This window comes from Bifidobacterium vespertilionis (genome assembly GCF_008698145.1).
GTDB lineage: Bacteria > Actinomycetota > Actinomycetes > Actinomycetales > Bifidobacteriaceae > Bifidobacterium > Bifidobacterium vespertilionis.
Genome location: NZ_RZNZ01000001.1, coordinates 129002 through 145745 on the forward strand (window position 1 = coordinate 129002; position 16744 = coordinate 145745).

The following is a 16744-nucleotide window of genomic DNA, read 5'->3' on the forward strand; positions in this document are numbered from 1 at the left end:
AGACAATCCACATCGAAAGGAACGGCAAACGATGACCGAACAGGACGCCGCAAAGCAGCAGGCGGAGAACGCCGCCAAGGAGCAGGCGGACAAGCGCAACGGGCTGCCGGAGCCCACCAGCCACACCACCCGGCACAACATCACCATCGACGGGCGCGAATGGGCGTACGACGCGACCGTGGGCACGCTGGACATCGACGCGGGCAAGGTCAAGCCCGCCGCCAACATCTTCTACGCGGCCTTCACCGTGGTGGATCCCACCAACGGACAGACGGACCGCACCCGCCCCGTCACGTTCATCTTCAACGGCGGCCCCGGATCGTCCACCACCTTCCTGCTCATGGGCTCGTTGGCCCCCAAGCGCATCAGCGTGCCCGACGCGGCACCCGTGCCCGCCGCCCCCTACGCGCTCGTGGACAACGCCCACACGCTGCTGCCGGTCTCCGATCTGGTGTTCATCGACGCGGCCGGCGCCGGCTTCTCCACCATCGCGGAGAAGGCCAAGGCCGAACTGTGGAGCGTGGACGGCGACGTGAAGGGCTTCTCCGCGTTCATCCGCCGCTGGTTGAGTGCCAACCACCGCTGGAACTCTCCGAAGTACGTGCTCGGCGAATCGTACGGCACCACGCGCGGCGCCGCGCTCGCATACCGCCTGCAGTCCGACGGCGTGGCCCTCAACGGCCTGACGCTCATCTCCAACATCCTCGACTACGCCTTCACGCTGGACACCGGCGACCAGTACTACATCGGCTACTTCCCGACCTTCGCCTCCGTGGCCAAGTACCATGGCCGCGCCGCGTCCGGCGTGGAGCTCGCCGATCATCTGAAGGCGGCCCGCGCGTTCGCCAACGGCCCGCTGCGCCTCGCCCTTGCCATGGGCGATTCCCTGGATGAGGCGGCCAAGCGCCGCGTGGCCGAACGCTACGCCGAACTGACCGGCCTGGACGCGCAGTACGTCTACGATTCCAACCTGCGCGTGCTGGACATGCGTTTCCGCAAGCAGCTGCTGCGCGGCGAGGACCGGATCGTGGGCCGCTATGACGGTCGTGTGGCCGGCTACGATCTGGACCGCATGAGCGACGAGGAGACCTTCGTGGTGGACGACGCCTTCCTCGATCCGGCCTACTCCTCGCTGGCCAACGCCTATCTGCGCGACGAGCTGGGATGGGAGGGCGAGCGGGAGCGCCTAGGGTTCGCGGACTTCGACTGGGAGTCCACCGAGCCGGGCAAGGGCTGGACCTGGTGGCACACCCAGCCGGACATGACCAAAAGCTCGTGGGGCCCGAAGATCCCGTTCCCGAACGTGGTGCCGGATCTGGCCGCGGCGATCGCCCACCAGCACACGCTGAAGGTGCTCATCGGCAACGGCGTGTACGACCTGTGCACCCCGTTCTTCCAGACCGAGCAGGACATCGACCACCTTGGGCTGCCCAAGCCCCTGCGCGGCAACGTGGCGTTCACGTACTACCCGGCCGGCCACATGCTCTACAGCTCGGAGGAGAGCCTGGCGAAGTTCACGGCCGATCTGACCCGCTTCTACGCGGCCGATGTGGCCGATCTCGCCGCGATCGACGAGCGTCCCGCGCCCGAGCAGCCGGCGCTCTGAACGGGTCTCGCCGCTCATCGCACTGTCAGGCCTTGCGCGTGACGAACAGCGTGTGCGTGCCGTCGGCCGTGGTGGTGGCGAACAGGTAGACGCCCCCGCCGTCGCGCAGCTTGAGCTTCCTGCGCAGCTGTGCGACGGTGAGCGGGAAGTTGCGCACGGCCACGTTCGCCTGATCGATGCCGGCGAGCGCGGCCTTCAGCTCGCGCTTGTTCATGGTCGACGTGGCCTGCACGGCGAACGCGCGTCCCGGGAAAGTCGGGTCCGCCGTGCCCGAGCCCACGTACAGATGGCTGTTCGGGGCGATCTGGCGGACATGGAACCTGCGGGAGAGCAGCGCGAAGCAGCCGGCCTTCATCAGCGAGGCGTTCGGCTCGTACAGGGTCGTCGCCTCGCCGATCGGGATGGGCGGGATGGATTCCGTTTCCATGATTGCCGCCGCTGCCGCTTCCGTCTCCTCGCCGAGCGCGTATTCCAGCCGCTGGCCGTCGTTGACGCACGCGATCCACACGTCGTCCGCCGCGGTGGGCCGCCGGCGCAGCACGACCAGCAGCTCCTTGCACTCGTTGCCGGTGGACACGATGTGCACCTCGGACACCGCCCCGCCGAAGTCGGCGACGGTCTTGCGCCAGTCGAGCATGGGGGAGAGCTTGATCATGACGATGGGCGCCACCTCCAGCAGCCGGTCCTTCAGAGCCAGCACGTCCGGCGTGCAGTCGGCGATGGCGTAGGTGCGCGCGCCATGCTCGTCGCGCCGGGCCGGGTCCGCGAACACCATCGAGGCGGCGTCGGCGGGCAGACCATTGAGATAGGCGACCGAATCGCCGTTGATGATCCGCGTCCTGCCTTCGAGCCCGAGCGCGGCCATGTTGTGCCCGGCCAGATCGCACAGCTGGGTCTGCCGTTCCACATAGGTGGCGTGTTCGAATGCGCGCGCCATGTAGGAGAAGTCCACGCCGAAGCCGCCGGTCAGGTCGATCAGCTCACGTCCCGGAGCGGCTCCGTCCGCACAGTCGCTGGCTGCCGGTTTGTCGTTCGTCGGGGCTCCTCCCGTGCGCGCGGCCATGAGCCGGCGCGCCAGATCGGCCTTGTACCGGGCGGTGAACTGCGAGGAGCATTGCTCCATGGCCAGATGCGGCGGATAGACGACGTCCTCGCAGGCGGCCCATTCGGGCAGCTTGGACAGGGCCTTGCGCCGGCCGGCGATCTGGTCGAGCGCAAACGGCAGGTCCACGCCCTCCGCATGCCCCGGGTGCAGGGCCAGCTCGCGCACATCCTCGTCGCGGTGCGCGGCGATGAACGCGCGGGTCGGCTCGTCAATGTTCGGCAAATTCGGCATGCCGCCATTGTATCGGGCCGGATCGGAACGGGATTGCGCGCTATGTCGGTTCACGATTTTCCGGGTCTGAAAATCGTGAACCGGAAACGCACATTCCCGCACATTCGCCGGGGTGCGGGACATCGGATTCGCTCATTCTGCTTCTCGGGACATGCGGGGCCTGTGGGAGGGGCTGCCGGCGCGTGATATCCGCGCAACATTACGGGCTTCGCGGGCCGATTTCGGCTCTTCGCAGCACTATAGGGCCGAAAAATGCCCGGAAATCGGCCCGATCATGCTGCGAATCGCGGATTTCGGCCTGCACGGCCCGTATTTGGCTGATCCGCAAGCGTATGACCTGTGACATCATCGAGCCGCTATGCTGCACGCCCATTACAACGCCACCTTGCGCCATGCCTCGTCGCGTCCCGGTGCGCCCAGTTCGCTCTGGTGATTGGTCCGTCTTGTTCCGATCCGTCCGGTTGATGATGCGGGCCGGGTAAGCGGGCCGGGTAAGCCGGGGCGCAAACTGGGCAGATCGGGACGTCGGTTTTGCATACTGGGCAGATCCGGTCGTCTAGAGGCGATTTTGGGGCTCCAGATGACCGGATCTGCCCAGTTTGCGGGGAAAGCGGCTGGAATTGCCCAGTTTGCGGGGCTGGCGGGGCTGGGAGGCGGAATGGGCGGGGTGGAATGAGTAAATCCACTGCGATGAGGCAACTGGGCGACTGGGGATCAACTGGAGTCCAATTGGGGGAGAAAACGGCGGAATCGCAACGATATCCAATGTTCATACGAACAGGCTTCGGTTCACGATTTGTGAGCCCCGAAAAATCGTGAACCGGAACATGCGCCTCCATGCCGGCGATCCCGGCTGCGCGGCTGCTACAGTGCTGCCCATGACCATGAATCCCGATCCCATCAGGTGCACGCAAGGCGGCGGCACCATCACCCTCGACCCCGAAACCCTCGCCATCACGCTGGAGCGCGACGGACACCTCTGGCGCACGGCCGAGGGCCTGACGCCATCCATCGAGCTCAACGACGACGCCCACACCCGCATCCCGTTCTCGCAGGCCGCCGAAATCCACCACGGCACGCGCGACTTCGGCACCGGCGCCGGCATCGTCTCCGACTACGCCGGACTGCCCGGGTTGGACGGGCTTACCTTCCGCACGCTCATCTGGATCGAGGCGAGCAGCGGCGACGTGGTGGCCGAATGGATCCCCATGAGCGAATGCGACAGGTACCCCGCGCCCATCGCCGCCGTGCGATGGCCCGCGCCCTTCGCCTTCGACCAGCCGCGCGCCGACTGGGCCACCCTCATCACTCACTGCCAGGGCACGCTGATCCCCAACGACTGGCCCAACTCCACCGGCCCCATCCCCTTCAACGGCCGCTTCGAAACCGAAGGCGGCTACATGCCCTTCTTCGCCCAGCTGCGCGGCGGCGCGTTCGCCGGGATGGACGCCAATGAAGCGGACGGCGGCCCCGGCATCGCCCGGCCGGACGCCGACGCGCTGCTGGCCATCTGCGAAACCCCGTGGAACACCGGCTATGAGATCGACCACCCCCGCCGGCGGCCCATACACGCATGCCGGCATCTGGTTCGAGCCAAGCCTTGGGCGCATGGATTACCGCCGCGTGCTCCGGCTGCGCATCCTGACCGGCGTGCAGGCCACCGTCACCGGCGTGGCCAAGGCATACCGCCGCCACGCCGCCGAGCACGGCAATCTCGTCACGCTGAAGCAGAAGGCCGCCGCCAATCCAAGCGTCGCGGACCTCGCCGGCGCGATGTGGCTCCACGTGGGGGCCAAGACCGTCGTCCAGCCCGACTCCCGCTTCTGGGACGCCGAACACCCCGAAAACAACCACAGCCTCGTCACCTTCGACCAGCGCGCCCGACAGCTGAGGCAGCTGCACGACGACTTCGGCGTCGAACGCCTCTACATGCACCTCGACGGCTGGGGACAGCCCGGCTACGACAACGCCCACCCCGACTACACGCCCGCCTGCCGTGAGGCCGGTGGATGGGAGGGACTGAAGGCGCTCGCGGACACCGCCCATGAGCTTGGGTACCGGTTCGGCCTGCACGACCAGTACCGCGACTACTACCACACGGCCGCCAGCCACAGCATCGCCAACGCGGTCCAATTGCCGGACGGCTCGCACCCCGAGCACGCGCTGTGGGCGGGCGGCCGGCAGAACTACCTGTGCGCCGAACTCGCGCCCGACTACGTGAAGCGCAACTACCGTGAGATCATGCACGCCGGCGTCCGGCTCGACGGCACGTATCTGGACGTGTTCACCTGCAACGAGGGCGACGAATGCGCGAATCCGGAACACCGCATGAGCCGGAGGGACTGCTTCGCCAAACGCGCCGAATGCTTCGACTGGCTGCTCGCGCAGGGCATCCTCACCTCCTCCGAGGAGGTGTCCGACTGGGCCATGCGCAGTCTGGTGTTCTGCCACTACGCGCCCTACGACTTCCAGATGAACCGTCCCGGCGCCCCGCGCGACGGCGTGCCCGTCCCGCTGCAGAACCTTGTCTACCACGACTGCGTGATCGAGCCGTGGATGATGGACGACGTGGAGGGTGGCGAGGATTACATGCTCTACGCCCTGCTCAACGGCGGTGCCCCCTACCTGATCCGCGACGCCGCATACGCCGGATTCGACGGGGACATCGACGACGCCAAGGCCGCCGAATTGAGGGAGGCGGTCGCCCGGTGCCGCGAGGTGGCGGACATGCACCGGCGCGTGGCCATGGAGGAGATGACCGGCTTCTCGTTCGTGGGCGGCGACCCGAAGGTCCAGCGCACCGAATTCGCCGACGGCACCGCGGTGATCGTGGACTTCGCCGCGGGAAGCTGGCGGGTGGACGTCCCCGAAAGGTGAACGCCGGCTGAATTCGCGGGGATTCGCCCTCGAAAACGGAGGAAAACGCCTCCCCGGGACCGATTCGCGTCCCGAGGGGGACTATCCTAGAGCGAGGTGAATGGCGGGATGGTTCCCGCTCAGCGAACAAACGGGAGGCGGGTGAGGACCATGTTGCGCATTTTCAGCACCATCAACGGCCAGGTGGAGCAGATCAATAAACCCGAGAACGGATCGTGGCTGTGCCTGTCGGAACCCACCGACGTGGAACTCGCCACGGTGGCCTCCCAGACCGGCATCGATCTGGCCGATCTGCGCGCCCCGCTGGATGACGAGGAGCGCTCCCGCGTGGACGTCGAGGGCGACTACACCATGGTCATCGTGGACATCCCGACCGTCGAGGAGCGCGGTGGGCGCGACTGGTACGAGACCATCCCGTTGTCGATCATCGTCACGGAGGGGCTCATCATCACCGTGTGCATGCAGGACACGCCGGTGCTCCATCCGTTCATGGAGGGCACGATCCGCGGCTTCAACACGTTCATGAAGTCGCGCTTCATCCTGCAGATCCTGTATCGCAACGCCACGATGTACCTGCGCTACCTGCGCATCATCGACCGCGAGAGCGACAAGCTGGAACTGAAGCTGCGCCACTCCATGCAGAACCGCGAGATCCTGATGCTTCTGGAGCTGAGCAAGACCTTGGTCTACTTCGCCACGTCCCTCAAGTCGAACGAAATCGTGCTCGAGAAGCTGGGCACGCTCGCGCGCATCAAGCAGTACCCGGAGGACGCCGACCTGCTCAGCGACGTCATCACCGAGAACAAGCAGGCCATCGAGATGGCCAACATCTACAGCGGCGTTCTTGCGAACATGACCGACGCCTTCGCCTCGATCGTGTCCAACAACCTGAACAACGTGATGCGCATCTTCACGATCATCTCCATCACGCTGTCCATCCCCACGCTCGTGTTCTCCATGTACGGCATGAACTTCCAGGAGGGCATGCTCGGCATGCCGCTGACGGACAAGCCGTGGGGCTTCGCGGTGGTGATCCTCATCTCCCTGGCCATCTCGGCGGTGGTCACGTGGTTCCTTACCCGTTCGCGAATGTTCAAGTAGAGCAAACAGCGCGTCCGCAATGGCCCACGCGGTGTTGATATTACGTCCACAGCGTGTCCGCGCTGTGTTGATGATGCGTCCACAAGGTGTCCGCGCTCTGTTAACGATGCGTCCACAAGTTGTCCGCATTGTGAGCCGATGGGCATGATCTCGCCGCCGACTATACCCATCCGTTACAAAACCGTGTTAGCCTGACCCTCCGATAGCGCGGAGAACAGCATTCCGCGCCAAGCCAAGTGATAAGGGGTGTCAGTATGACCGAGAACACCGAGACCGCCGCCGTCGAATCCGCAGACCACCCGCTGGTCGAGCTGAGCCACGTCGAGAAGCATTTCGGCGAGCTGCACGTCCTCAAGGACATCAATCTCAAGGTCGGCAAGGGCGAGGTGCTCGTCATCATCGGTCCCTCCGGCTCCGGCAAGTCCACGCTGTGCCGCACCATCAACCGCCTCGAGTCCATCGATTCGGGCGACATCCGCATCGACGGCAAGCCGCTGCCGCAGGAGGGCAAGGAGCTCACCAAGCTGCGCGCCGAGGTGGGCATGGTCTTCCAGTCGTTCAACCTGTTCGCGCACAAGACCATTCTGGACAACGTGACCCTTGCCCCGCGCAAGGTGCGCAAGATCCCCAAGGCCCAGGCCGAGAAGGAGGCCATGGAGCTGCTCGCCCGCGTGGGCGTGGACTCCCAGGCGTCCAAGCTGCCGGCCCAGCTGTCCGGTGGCCAGCAGCAGCGCGTCGCCATCGCTCGTTCCCTGGCCATGCATCCGAAGGTCATGCTGTTCGACGAGCCCACCTCCGCGCTGGACCCGGAGATGATCAACGAGGTGCTGGACGTCATGGTTGACCTCGCCAAGGAGGACATGACCATGATCGTGGTCACCCACGAGATGGGCTTCGCCCGCCAGGTGGCCGACCGCGTGGTCTTCATGGCAGACGGCGAGATCCTCGAGCAGGGCACGCCGGACGAGTTCTTCTCGCATCCGAAGACCGAGCGCGCCCGCGACTTCCTGAGCAAGATCCTCGAGCACTGAGCCGGCCGGGGCGAGGGCCCGCGGTGCGCCGCCGTCGGGAATCGGCGGCGCCCGTCAAGACGCAGCACGTAAATTCTGCGTAAACGGGGAATGTCCTACGAAATATGACGTTCCTATGATCGAGAGCGGTTCGGGAATACGGGCCGTACACAAGAGAGGAAACACTATGAAGCACATGTTCAAGAAGGCGCTGGCCGCCGTAGCCGCCGTCGCCTGCCTCGGTTCCATGGCCGCCTGCGGCTCGTCCAACGACAGCGCCAAGTCCGACGGTCCGAAGATCACCATCGGCATCAAGTTCGACCAGCCCGGCCTCGGCTTCAAGAAGGGCAGCGACTACACCGGCTTCGACGTGGACGTGGCCAAGTACGTGGCCAAGAAGCTCGGCTACTCCGAGGACCAGATCGTGTGGAAGGAAGCCCCTTCCAAGCAGCGTGAGACCCTGATTCAGAACGGCGACGTGGATCTGATCTTCGCCACCTACACCATCAACGACAAGCGCAAGGAGGTCGTCGACTTCGCCGGACCGTACTTCGTGGCCGGCCAGGACCTCCTGATCCGCAACTCCGACGCCGGCACCATCACCGGCCCCGAGTCCCTCAACGGCAAGAAGCTGTGCTCCGTGACCGGCTCCACCTCCGCGCAGAACGTCAAGGACAAGTTCGCAAACGAGGTCCAGCTCATGGAGCAGACCGGCTACGCCGAGTGCGTGACCGCCCTGATCTCCGGCACCGTGGACGCGGTGACCACGGATGACATCATCCTCGCCGGCCTCGCCGCCGCCAAGGGCAACGGCCAGCTCAAGGTCGTGGGCAAGACCTTCTCCGAGGAGCCCTATGGCGTGGGCCTCAAGAAGGGCGACACCGAGCTCAAGAGCAAGGTGAACGCAGCCATCAAGGACATGATCGAGGACGGCTCCTGGCAGAAGGCCCTCGACTCCAACACGCAGGGCACCGGCTACACCCCGGACGCCAAGCTCAACGCCAAGGACACGCTGGAGTCCCAGCTGTCCTGACGTCCATCCGCCAGACCGTTCGTTCCGGGCGGGGGAGGGGACAGTCCCCGCCCCCGCCCGGAACGGCGTTCGGCACAATGTTTGTTTTTCAGAGAAATGAGGTGTGATGTCGGGATTCGCCGATCTGTTCAGCCAATATGACATTCTGGCCGCGTTCCTGGTCAACATCGAACTGACCCTGTGGAGCGCGCTGTTCTCCCTGATCCTGGGCGTGATCCTGGTGACGATGCGAATCTCCCCGGTGCCCTCGCTGCGCGGATTCGCCGCCGCATGGGTGGAGTTCTTCAAGAACATGCCGCTGACCATCATCATGGTGTTCATGGTGCTCGGCGTGTTCGGCCAGCTCAAGTTCCAGTTCTCGGACAACTTCGACACGAACTTCTTCTGGCTCGCCGTCACGGGCCTGTCCGTCTACACGTCCGCGTTCGTGTGCGAGTCGCTGCGAAGCGGCATCAACACCGTTCCGCTGGGCCAGGCCGAGGCCGCCCGTTCGCTGGGCCTGAGCTTCTTCCAGTCGGCGTCGATCGTGATCCTGCCCCAGGCGTTCCGTGGATCGGTCGCGCCGCTCGGCAACACGCTGATCGCCCTGCTCAAGAACTCCACCGTCGCGGCCGCTGCGTCCGTGGCCACCGAGACATCCAGCCTGATGAGCACGATGATCGAGTACAACGCGAACCTCATCGTGTCGATCTTCCTTATTTTCGCCATCGGCTACGTGGTCATGATCATCCCGATCGGCCTGCTGACCACATACCTGTCCAACAAGCTCGCGGTCCGTCGCTAGAAAGGAAGCACTTATGGCCAACAAGGCAACCAGCGCCAAAGGCGCCTCCACCTCCGCGTCCGTCCTGTTCGACGAGCCCGGTCCCAAGGGCCGCCGCAAGATCTTCATCGCCAACATCATCGCCGGCCTGCTGCTGATCGGCCTGCTGGTCGCGGTGCTGCACCGTCTCGCCAACCCGCCCCAAGGCCAGAACCAGCTGAGCTGGGAGCTGTGGGGCCCCGCGCTCGACGGCGAGGCGTGGATCGACTTCTACCTGCCGGGTCTCGCCAAGACCCTCGAGGCCTCGGTGATCGCCATCATCGGCGCAGTGATCTTCGGCGTGGTCTTCGGCATCGGACGCCTCCTCGAATTCTGGCCGGTCAAGTACGTGGCCGCCGTGATCGTGGAATTCTGCCGAGCCGTGCCGGTGCTGCTGTTCATGATCTTCCTGTGGCGAGGCTTCTCGTTCATGGGCATGAGCGATGACGCCTCCTTCTGGGCCGTGGTCTGGGGCCTGATCCTGTACAACGGCTCCGTGGTGGCCGAGCTGGTGCGCTCCGGTGTGGGCAACCTTCCCAAGGGCCAGCACGAGGCCGCGGTGGCGCTGGGCATGGGCCCCGTGCGCGCCCTGATGAGCGTCGAGGTGCCGCAGGCCCTGATCGCCATGCTGCCGGCCATGATCACCCAGCTCGTGGTGGTCCTCAAGGACACCGCCCTGGGCTCGATCATCATGTACACCGATCTGCTGCAGGAGTCCCGCCGCCTCGGCTCCATGTACTTCAACATGCTGCAGGCGCTCGTGGTGGCCGCGGTGATCTACTTCATCTTCAGCTACCTGCTCTCCAAGCTGTCCGAAAGCCTGCCGGCGCGCATGCAGCGCCGCACGATGGGCATCGCCAAGCCCCCGGTCCAGGCGCCGATCGCCATCATGGACCCGTCCAACGTGCCCCTGCAGGAGCGCGCCCAGGAGCGCGAGCGTCCGCAGGGCGGCACCGAGCCGCTCTACCCGGACCACTACCACGGCTCCAATGCGGTCACCGAGGATTGGCGCACGTCGCATCTTGAGCACGGGCACGATCCCAAGCACCCGGACATGAAGCCCAAGCTGTTCCAGCGTCCGGAGTGACGTCCGCCGGCCCGCCAGAGACGTCTCTGTCGCTCAGATGGCCCGGCCCGAACCATGAATGGCACGATCGCGCCAACCTCCCGCAATGCGGATGCGGGCTGGCGCGATCGTGCCATTTTCGCATCCGGGCGGCGGTGGTTCGGCCGCGGTCGTCCCTCAGGCGGTGCGCGGGGCGCGGACGGAACGATCATGATGTGATACGCATGGAGGGCGTGTCCAGCAGAAACACAATAATCAAGCCTATGAGTGACACCGAAAACCATATTGAAGCGTCCGCGTCCGAGGAGCCGAAGTTCCGCTACAATGCGGCCCTCGCGCAGGACATCGAAACCAAATGGCAGAAGATCTGGGATGAGAGGGGCACCTTCTGGGCCGCCAACGTGCACGGCGACCTGAAGGATGGCAAGGGCCGCAACGCCGACGGCCGTCCCGCCTACTTCGCGATGGACATGTTCCCCTACCCGTCCGGCAAGGGCCTGCACGTGGGCCACCCGCTGGGTTACCTCGCCACCGACGTGGTCAGCCGCTACCACCGCATGAAGGGCGAGAACGTGCTGCACGCCATGGGCTATGACGCCTTCGGCCTGCCCGCCGAGCAGTACGCGGTCCAGACCGGCCAGCACCCGCGCGTGACCACCGAGGCGAACATCGCCAACATGTCCCGCCAGCTGCACCGCATGGGCCTGAGCTTCGACAACCGCCGTTCCTTCGCCACCATCGACCCCGGCTACGTGCGCTGGACCCAGTGGATCTTCTCGCGCATCTACGACTCCTGGTACGACGACGAGGCCACCAACCGCGACGGCGGCAAAGGCTGCGCGCGCCCCATCTCCACGCTCGTGGAGCAGTTCGAGTCCGGCGCCCGCGCCATTCCGGGCCATGAGGGCAAGGCGTGGGCCGATCTGAGCGAGGCCGAGCAGGCCGACGTGCTCAACGACTTCCGCATCGCCTACATCTCCAAGTCCCCGGTGAACTGGTGCCCGGGCCTGGGCACCGTGCTCGCCAACGAGGAGGTCACCGCCGAGGGCAAGTCCGAGCGCGGCAACTTCCCGGTCTTCCAGCGCGAGCTCAAGCAGTGGTCCATGCGCATCACCGCGTACGGCCACCGCCTCATCCACGACCTTGACGGCATCGACTGGCCCGAGAAGGTCAAGCTCATGCAGCGCAACTGGATCGGCGAGTCCCACGGCGCCTCCGTGCACTTCGCGGTTCAGACCCCCAACGGCGAGCGCGACATGGAGATCTACACCACCCGTCCGGACACCCTGTTCGGCACCACCTTCGCCGTCGTCTCCCCGGAGCACGACCTGCTGGCCGACGTGCCCGCCGAGTGGCCGGCCGAGACCCCCGAGGCGTGGAAGGGCGGCTACGCGACGCCGGCGGAGGGCGTGAAGGCCTACCGTCTGGCCGCCGAATCCAAGACCGCCAAGGACCGCGTGGACGAGGGTGGCGAGAAGACCGGCCTGTTCACCGGTCTGTACGCCGTCAACCCGATCACCGGCGCCAAGCTGCCGCTGTTCACCGCCGACTACGTGCTCATGGACTACGGCACCGGCGCGATCATGGCCGTCCCCGGCGGCGACCAGCGCGACTACGACTTCGCCGTGAAGTTCGGCCTGCCGGTCATCTACACCGTCCAGCCGCTGCCCGAGTCGGGCGACGATCTGGCCAACTACGAGGGCAAGGCCCCGTTCGTCAGCCACGATGGCATCGTGATCAACTCCGCCGTGGACGCCACCAAGGCCAAGGGCGACGCGCTGAGCCTCAACGGTTTGCGCGTGGACGACGCGATCGCCAAGGTCAACGCCTGGCTCGAGGCCGCAGGCGTGGGCAAGGGCACCACGTCCTACCGCCTGCGCGACTGGCTGTTCAGCCGCCAGCGCTACTGGGGCGAGCCGTTCCCGATCGTCTACGGCGAGGACGGCACCCCGCACCTGCTGCCCGATTCCATGCTGCCCATCAACCTGCCGGACGTGCCGGACTACAGCCCGCGCACCTTCGACCCGATGGACGCCGAATCCAACCCGGAGGCGCCGCTGAGCCGCAACGAGAATTGGGTCAAGGTCAGGCTCGATCTGGGCGACGGTGAGAAGACCTACTACCGCGACACGAACACCATGCCGAACTGGGCCGGTTCCTGCTGGTACTACATGCGCTACATCGACCCGTCCGACACCGCCCACATGGTGGAGAAGGACGAGTTCGACTACTGGATGGGTCCGAACCACAACAAGTATTCGGGCGACGAGGGCGGCGTGGACCTGTACGTGGGCGGCGTGGAGCACGCCGTGCTGCACCTGCTGTACTCGCGCTTCTGGCACAAGGTGCTCTACGATCTGGGCTTCGTGGATTCGGCCGAGCCGTTCCACAAGCTGTTCAACCAGGGCATGATCCAGGCCTACGCCTACACCGACGACCGCGGCCAGTACGTGCCTGCGGACGAGGTGGTGGAGGGTCCGGCCGGCCCGGACGGCGAGCCGACCTTCACGTGGCACGGCGAGCACGCCAACCGCGAGTTCGGCAAGATGGGCAAGAGCCTGAAGAACATCGTCACCCCGGACTTCATGTACGAGAACTACGGCGCGGACACGTTCCGCCTGTACGAGATGAGCATGGGCCCGCTGGCCGAGTCCCGTCCGTGGAACACGCGCAACGTGGTGGGCGGCATGCGCTTCCTGCAGCGCTTGTGGCGCAATGTGATCGACGAGACCACCGGCGAGGCGCACGTCTCCGATGACCCGCTGGACGCCAAGACCCTCAAGCTCCTGAACAACACGATCGCCGACGTGACCGTGGAGATGGAGGGTATGCGCCCGAACACTGCGATCGCCAAGCTGATCGTGCTCAACAACCACCTGACCTCCCTGCCGTCCGTGCCGCGCGCCGCCGTGGAACCGCTGATCCTCATGCTCGCCCCGATCGCGCCGCACATCTGCGAGGAGATGTGGAACCGTCTGGGGCACGACGAGTCCCTCACCTACGAGCCGTGGCCGGTGGCCGACGAGCGCTACGTGGGCCAGGACTCCGTCACCGCCGTGGTGCAGATCAAGGGCAAGGTGCGCGCCAAGCTGGAGGTCTCCCCGGATATCGATCCGGCCGAGCTGGAGAAGCTGGCGCTCGAGGCCGTCGCCGACCGTCTGGGCGGCAAGGCTCCGCGCAAGGTGATCGTCAAGGCCCCGAAGATCGTTTCGATCGTTCCGGCCGAGTGAGCATCATGACCGCGTGACGCATTCTGCGCTCTGAGCGAACCCCATCCGCCTGTGCGGGTGGGGTTTTCCCGTTATTCGGCCGTTTTGCCACATTCGTCCACCGGTGTGGACGAAATGGACCCGCGCATGGGACTGGTCCACGGTGGTTCCATGAATATGAACGCATCGATTACGCCTCCGCCTCCTCCTCCACCCCCGTTGCCGCCGGCCCAGCACGGGACGTCCGTCCCCGTCTCGTCCGTCCCTGTCTCGCCCGTCGCCGGCCGCCCTGTGCTGGGTCGCCTGGCGGGCGTGAACCGCGGTGACGATATGGTCCGTGCCCGCGAATCCGCGGCCGCGGCCAAATTGCGCTCCCGCCCGCGCGTGCTGCTGTCGCCCGTGCATGCGGTGACGGTGATCCTCCTGCTCGTCGCCGCGCTGGCCCTGAGCCTGACGCTGCTCGCCCAGCAGACCGTCAGCTCCGCGGCTGTGGACGGGGAGCTGACGGCGGCGGCCGTCAGCGATCATCCCGCGCCGCAGCAGGCCGGGGAGCCCTCCGCGTCCGCGAGCGCTTCGCTCTCAACGTCCGTTCCGGTTCCAACGTCCGTTCCGTCGTCGACTCCGCAGTCGGATGCGCCGGCCGCGCCCACACCATCGCAGCCAGTCGTCTCCCCGGTCTCACCGCAGGTTTCCCCGCCGGTGGCATCGCAGGCTCCCGCGCCCGTGGAGGACGGCCGCGTCGATCTCAACACGGCCTCCGCCGCCGAGCTGGACGCGGTCAAGGGCATCGGCCCGGCAATCGCGCAGCGCATCATTGACCATCGACGCAAAATCGGGCGGTTCACCAGCGTGGACCAGCTGCTCGACGTGCCCGGCATCGGCGTCAGGACGCTGGAGAAGATGCGCGGCGAGCTGGTGGTGCGATGACGGCCGTTCACGGGATCCGTCCGGCCGATCGCGAGCGGGGCAGCCGCGACTGGCGGCTCATGCCCGTGGCCGCGTTGGTGTGGGCCACGGCGCTGCTCTGCTCATGGACGGGTCTGGGACGGTTGGTCGGCGGTGCCACATGGATGCTGTGGATGATCTGGGCCGTGGGCGCGGCGGTGACGGTTGCTCTGGCGGCGTGTGCGGCCATGGTGGCCATGGGCGCGGCGCGCGAAGGCGGCCATGCGATGCCGCAGGCGATTGCGTGCTACGCGGCCGTGGCGGCAGCCGCGGTGTTGGCGGCGGGATGTTCGGCGTGCCTGCACGGATGGATCTCCTCGTCCAATCCGGTGCAGCGGATCGTCGCCGCATCCGAGCGCGGCGCGTACGTGGGCGCGGCGGTGCGCGTGAGCGGCCCGGCCGTCTCCTCCGACCGGCGCGGATTCGACTGCCGCACGGACGTCGTGGTCACTGCGCTGCAACGGGACGGGGTTCTGACCTCATCCCGCGCCCAAGCGCGCCTGTACGCCGTCGGGGACGTCTGCGTGCTGGAGCAGGGCGGCGACTATTGGCTGCGGGGCAAGGTCGAACGGCCCACGTTCGGATCGGCGGACGCGTGGCTCACGGTGTCCGAGGAGGTCGCCCCATCGCTCATCCGCCGGCCATCCCTGCCCCTGAGGGCCGTGCGCCGGATGCAGGCCGCGTTCCTGCATGTCACCGATGGGCTGGACGATCAGGGGCGCGTGCTGGTGCCGGGGCTGACGATCGGCATGCTGGGCAGCGAAGTGGCGGACCCGTCCATGCGCGGCGGGTCCGCCCGGGAGCCGGTGGACCCCGCCTACGCGCAACGTCTCGAGGACGCCTTCCGCGTCAGCGGCATCATGCATCTCATGGCGGTCTCCGGCGGGCATTTCGCACTTGTCGCCGTGCTGGCCAGACGCCTGTGCGGGCTGCTGCGCGTCGAACGGCCGTGGATGCCCGCCATCGTGGCCGGATCGTATGTGCCGCTCGCCGCGCTCATGGCCCCGTCGGACTCGGTGCTGCGCGCGATGGCGATGGGGTTCATGGGAGCCCTCGCCCTGCTGATCGGCCGTCGCTCGCAGGGCATGAGCATGCTGTGCGTCACCGCGACCGGCGTCATCATCATCCGGCCCGGCATGGCCTCGAGTCTGGGATTCGCCCTGTCCTGCGCGGCCGTGGCCGGCATCATCCTGTGGACCGAACCGATCGCCGGAGGATTGTCCCGCATCATGCCCACCGCACTGGCCGAGGCGATCGGCGTGACCGTGGCCGCGCAGATCCCCGCCCTGCCCCTGCAGGCGCTCATGGATCCGGACCTGCCCGTGCTCGGCGTGCTCGCGAACCTCCTGACCGCGCCGGTGGTCTGCCTTGCCACGCTCGCCGGCCTGCTGGGCCTCGCGGTCAGCTGGCTTGCGCCATCGGCGGGATTCTGCTGTGCGTGGGTCGCCTCCTGCGGCACGCGCGTCATGGAAGCCGTGGCCTTGTGGATCGCCGAATCCCCGTTCGCCGTATTGCCTTGGGGCAAGGGCCCTGCGGCGGCGATCGCACTGGCCGGGTGCGAAGCCGCCGCCATGCTGGCCGTCCGATGGGCGTTCAGACGTCGTGCGCGTCGGCGGGGCGCTGCCCGGGAGGATTCGGTTTGCGACGGCCCGGGCGGCGATGGGGGAGCCGAATACCGGCCCTCCCCATCCGAACGGGTGGGCGCATGGCTGGAGGAAACCCGGCGGATGTTGTCCACCGATGCGGCTTGATTGGACAC

Annotated in this window: 10 protein-coding genes and 1 pseudogene; 10 read left to right on the plus strand and 1 reads right to left on the minus strand. The window is 66.5% G+C overall.

Annotated features, from left to right (window positions below):
- Window positions 1-31 precede the first annotated feature (31 nt).
- The gene (locus tag EMO90_RS00535; protein WP_150354984.1) at window positions 32-1606 is read left to right on the plus strand and encodes a S10 family peptidase; all 1575 of its coding nucleotides are present in this window, start codon (window positions 32-34) and stop codon (window positions 1604-1606) included.
- A 25-nt stretch (window positions 1607-1631) separates the two neighbouring features.
- On the opposite strand, the gene EMO90_RS00540 is transcribed toward EMO90_RS00535, so the two are convergent.
- A complete protein-coding gene (locus EMO90_RS00540) occupies window positions 1632-2942 on the minus strand; it encodes a class I SAM-dependent methyltransferase (protein WP_150354983.1) in 1311 nt (436 codons plus the stop codon).
- Between the two features lie 884 nt (window positions 2943-3826).
- Here EMO90_RS00540 and EMO90_RS00545 point away from each other — a divergent pair.
- From EMO90_RS00545 to EMO90_RS00585, 9 genes and pseudogenes are all read left to right on the plus strand, one after another.
- Window positions 3827-5819: pseudogene (locus tag EMO90_RS00545) on the plus strand (DUF5696 domain-containing protein).
- A gap of 150 nt (window positions 5820-5969) precedes the next feature.
- Window positions 5970-6920, plus strand: a complete 951-nt coding sequence (locus EMO90_RS00550; RefSeq protein ID WP_150354982.1) for a magnesium transporter CorA family protein — start codon at window positions 5970-5972, stop codon at window positions 6918-6920.
- A gap of 254 nt (window positions 6921-7174) precedes the next feature.
- Window positions 7175-7951, plus strand: a complete 777-nt coding sequence (locus EMO90_RS00555; RefSeq protein WP_150354981.1) for an amino acid ABC transporter ATP-binding protein — start codon at window positions 7175-7177, stop codon at window positions 7949-7951.
- 166 nt (window positions 7952-8117) lie between these two features.
- Window positions 8118-8963: a glutamate ABC transporter substrate-binding protein gene (locus EMO90_RS00560; RefSeq protein ID WP_150354980.1), complete on the plus strand. Its 846-nt coding sequence runs from the start codon at window positions 8118-8120 to the stop codon at window positions 8961-8963.
- Window positions 8964-9069: 106 nt separating this feature from the next.
- Complete coding sequence (locus EMO90_RS00565) at window positions 9070-9747, plus strand: amino acid ABC transporter permease (RefSeq protein WP_150354979.1); 678 nt, start codon at window positions 9070-9072, stop codon at window positions 9745-9747.
- 13 nt (window positions 9748-9760) lie between these two features.
- Window positions 9761-10852, plus strand: a complete 1092-nt coding sequence (locus tag EMO90_RS00570; protein WP_150354978.1) for an amino acid ABC transporter permease — start codon at window positions 9761-9763, stop codon at window positions 10850-10852.
- 242 nt (window positions 10853-11094) lie between these two features.
- Entirely contained in the window at window positions 11095-14061 is a 2967-nt protein-coding gene (gene leuS / locus EMO90_RS00575) for a leucine--tRNA ligase (RefSeq protein ID WP_150354977.1), read from the plus strand.
- Between the two features lie 291 nt (window positions 14062-14352).
- Window positions 14353-14967: a ComEA family DNA-binding protein gene (locus EMO90_RS00580; protein WP_190972111.1), complete on the plus strand. Its 615-nt coding sequence runs from the start codon at window positions 14353-14355 to the stop codon at window positions 14965-14967.
- Window positions 14964-16736, plus strand: a complete 1773-nt coding sequence (locus tag EMO90_RS00585) for a ComEC/Rec2 family competence protein (RefSeq protein ID WP_150354975.1) — start codon at window positions 14964-14966, stop codon at window positions 16734-16736. Before EMO90_RS00580 ends, EMO90_RS00585 begins: the two co-directional genes overlap by 4 nt.
- The last annotated feature ends 8 nt before the right edge of the window (window positions 16737-16744 follow it).

Bases quoted from the DNA above. Each gene is read 5' to 3' on its own strand.
- EMO90_RS00565 (WP_150354979.1), top strand. From the start codon at position 9,070: ATGTCGGGATTCGCCGATCTGTTCAGCCAATATGACATTCTGGCCGCG.
- EMO90_RS00540 (WP_150354983.1), bottom strand. From the start codon at position 2,942: ATGCCGAATTTGCCGAACATTGACGAGCCGACCCGCGCGTTCATCGCC.
- leuS (WP_150354977.1), top strand. From the start codon at position 11,095: ATGAGTGACACCGAAAACCATATTGAAGCGTCCGCGTCCGAGGAGCCG.
- EMO90_RS00570 (WP_150354978.1), top strand. From the start codon at position 9,761: ATGGCCAACAAGGCAACCAGCGCCAAAGGCGCCTCCACCTCCGCGTCC.
- EMO90_RS00585 (WP_150354975.1), top strand. From the start codon at position 14,964: ATGACGGCCGTTCACGGGATCCGTCCGGCCGATCGCGAGCGGGGCAGC.
- EMO90_RS00560 (WP_150354980.1), top strand. From the start codon at position 8,118: ATGAAGCACATGTTCAAGAAGGCGCTGGCCGCCGTAGCCGCCGTCGCC.
- EMO90_RS00555 (WP_150354981.1), top strand. From the start codon at position 7,175: ATGACCGAGAACACCGAGACCGCCGCCGTCGAATCCGCAGACCACCCG.
- EMO90_RS00535 (WP_150354984.1), top strand. From the start codon at position 32: ATGACCGAACAGGACGCCGCAAAGCAGCAGGCGGAGAACGCCGCCAAG.
- EMO90_RS00550 (WP_150354982.1), top strand. From the start codon at position 5,970: ATGTTGCGCATTTTCAGCACCATCAACGGCCAGGTGGAGCAGATCAAT.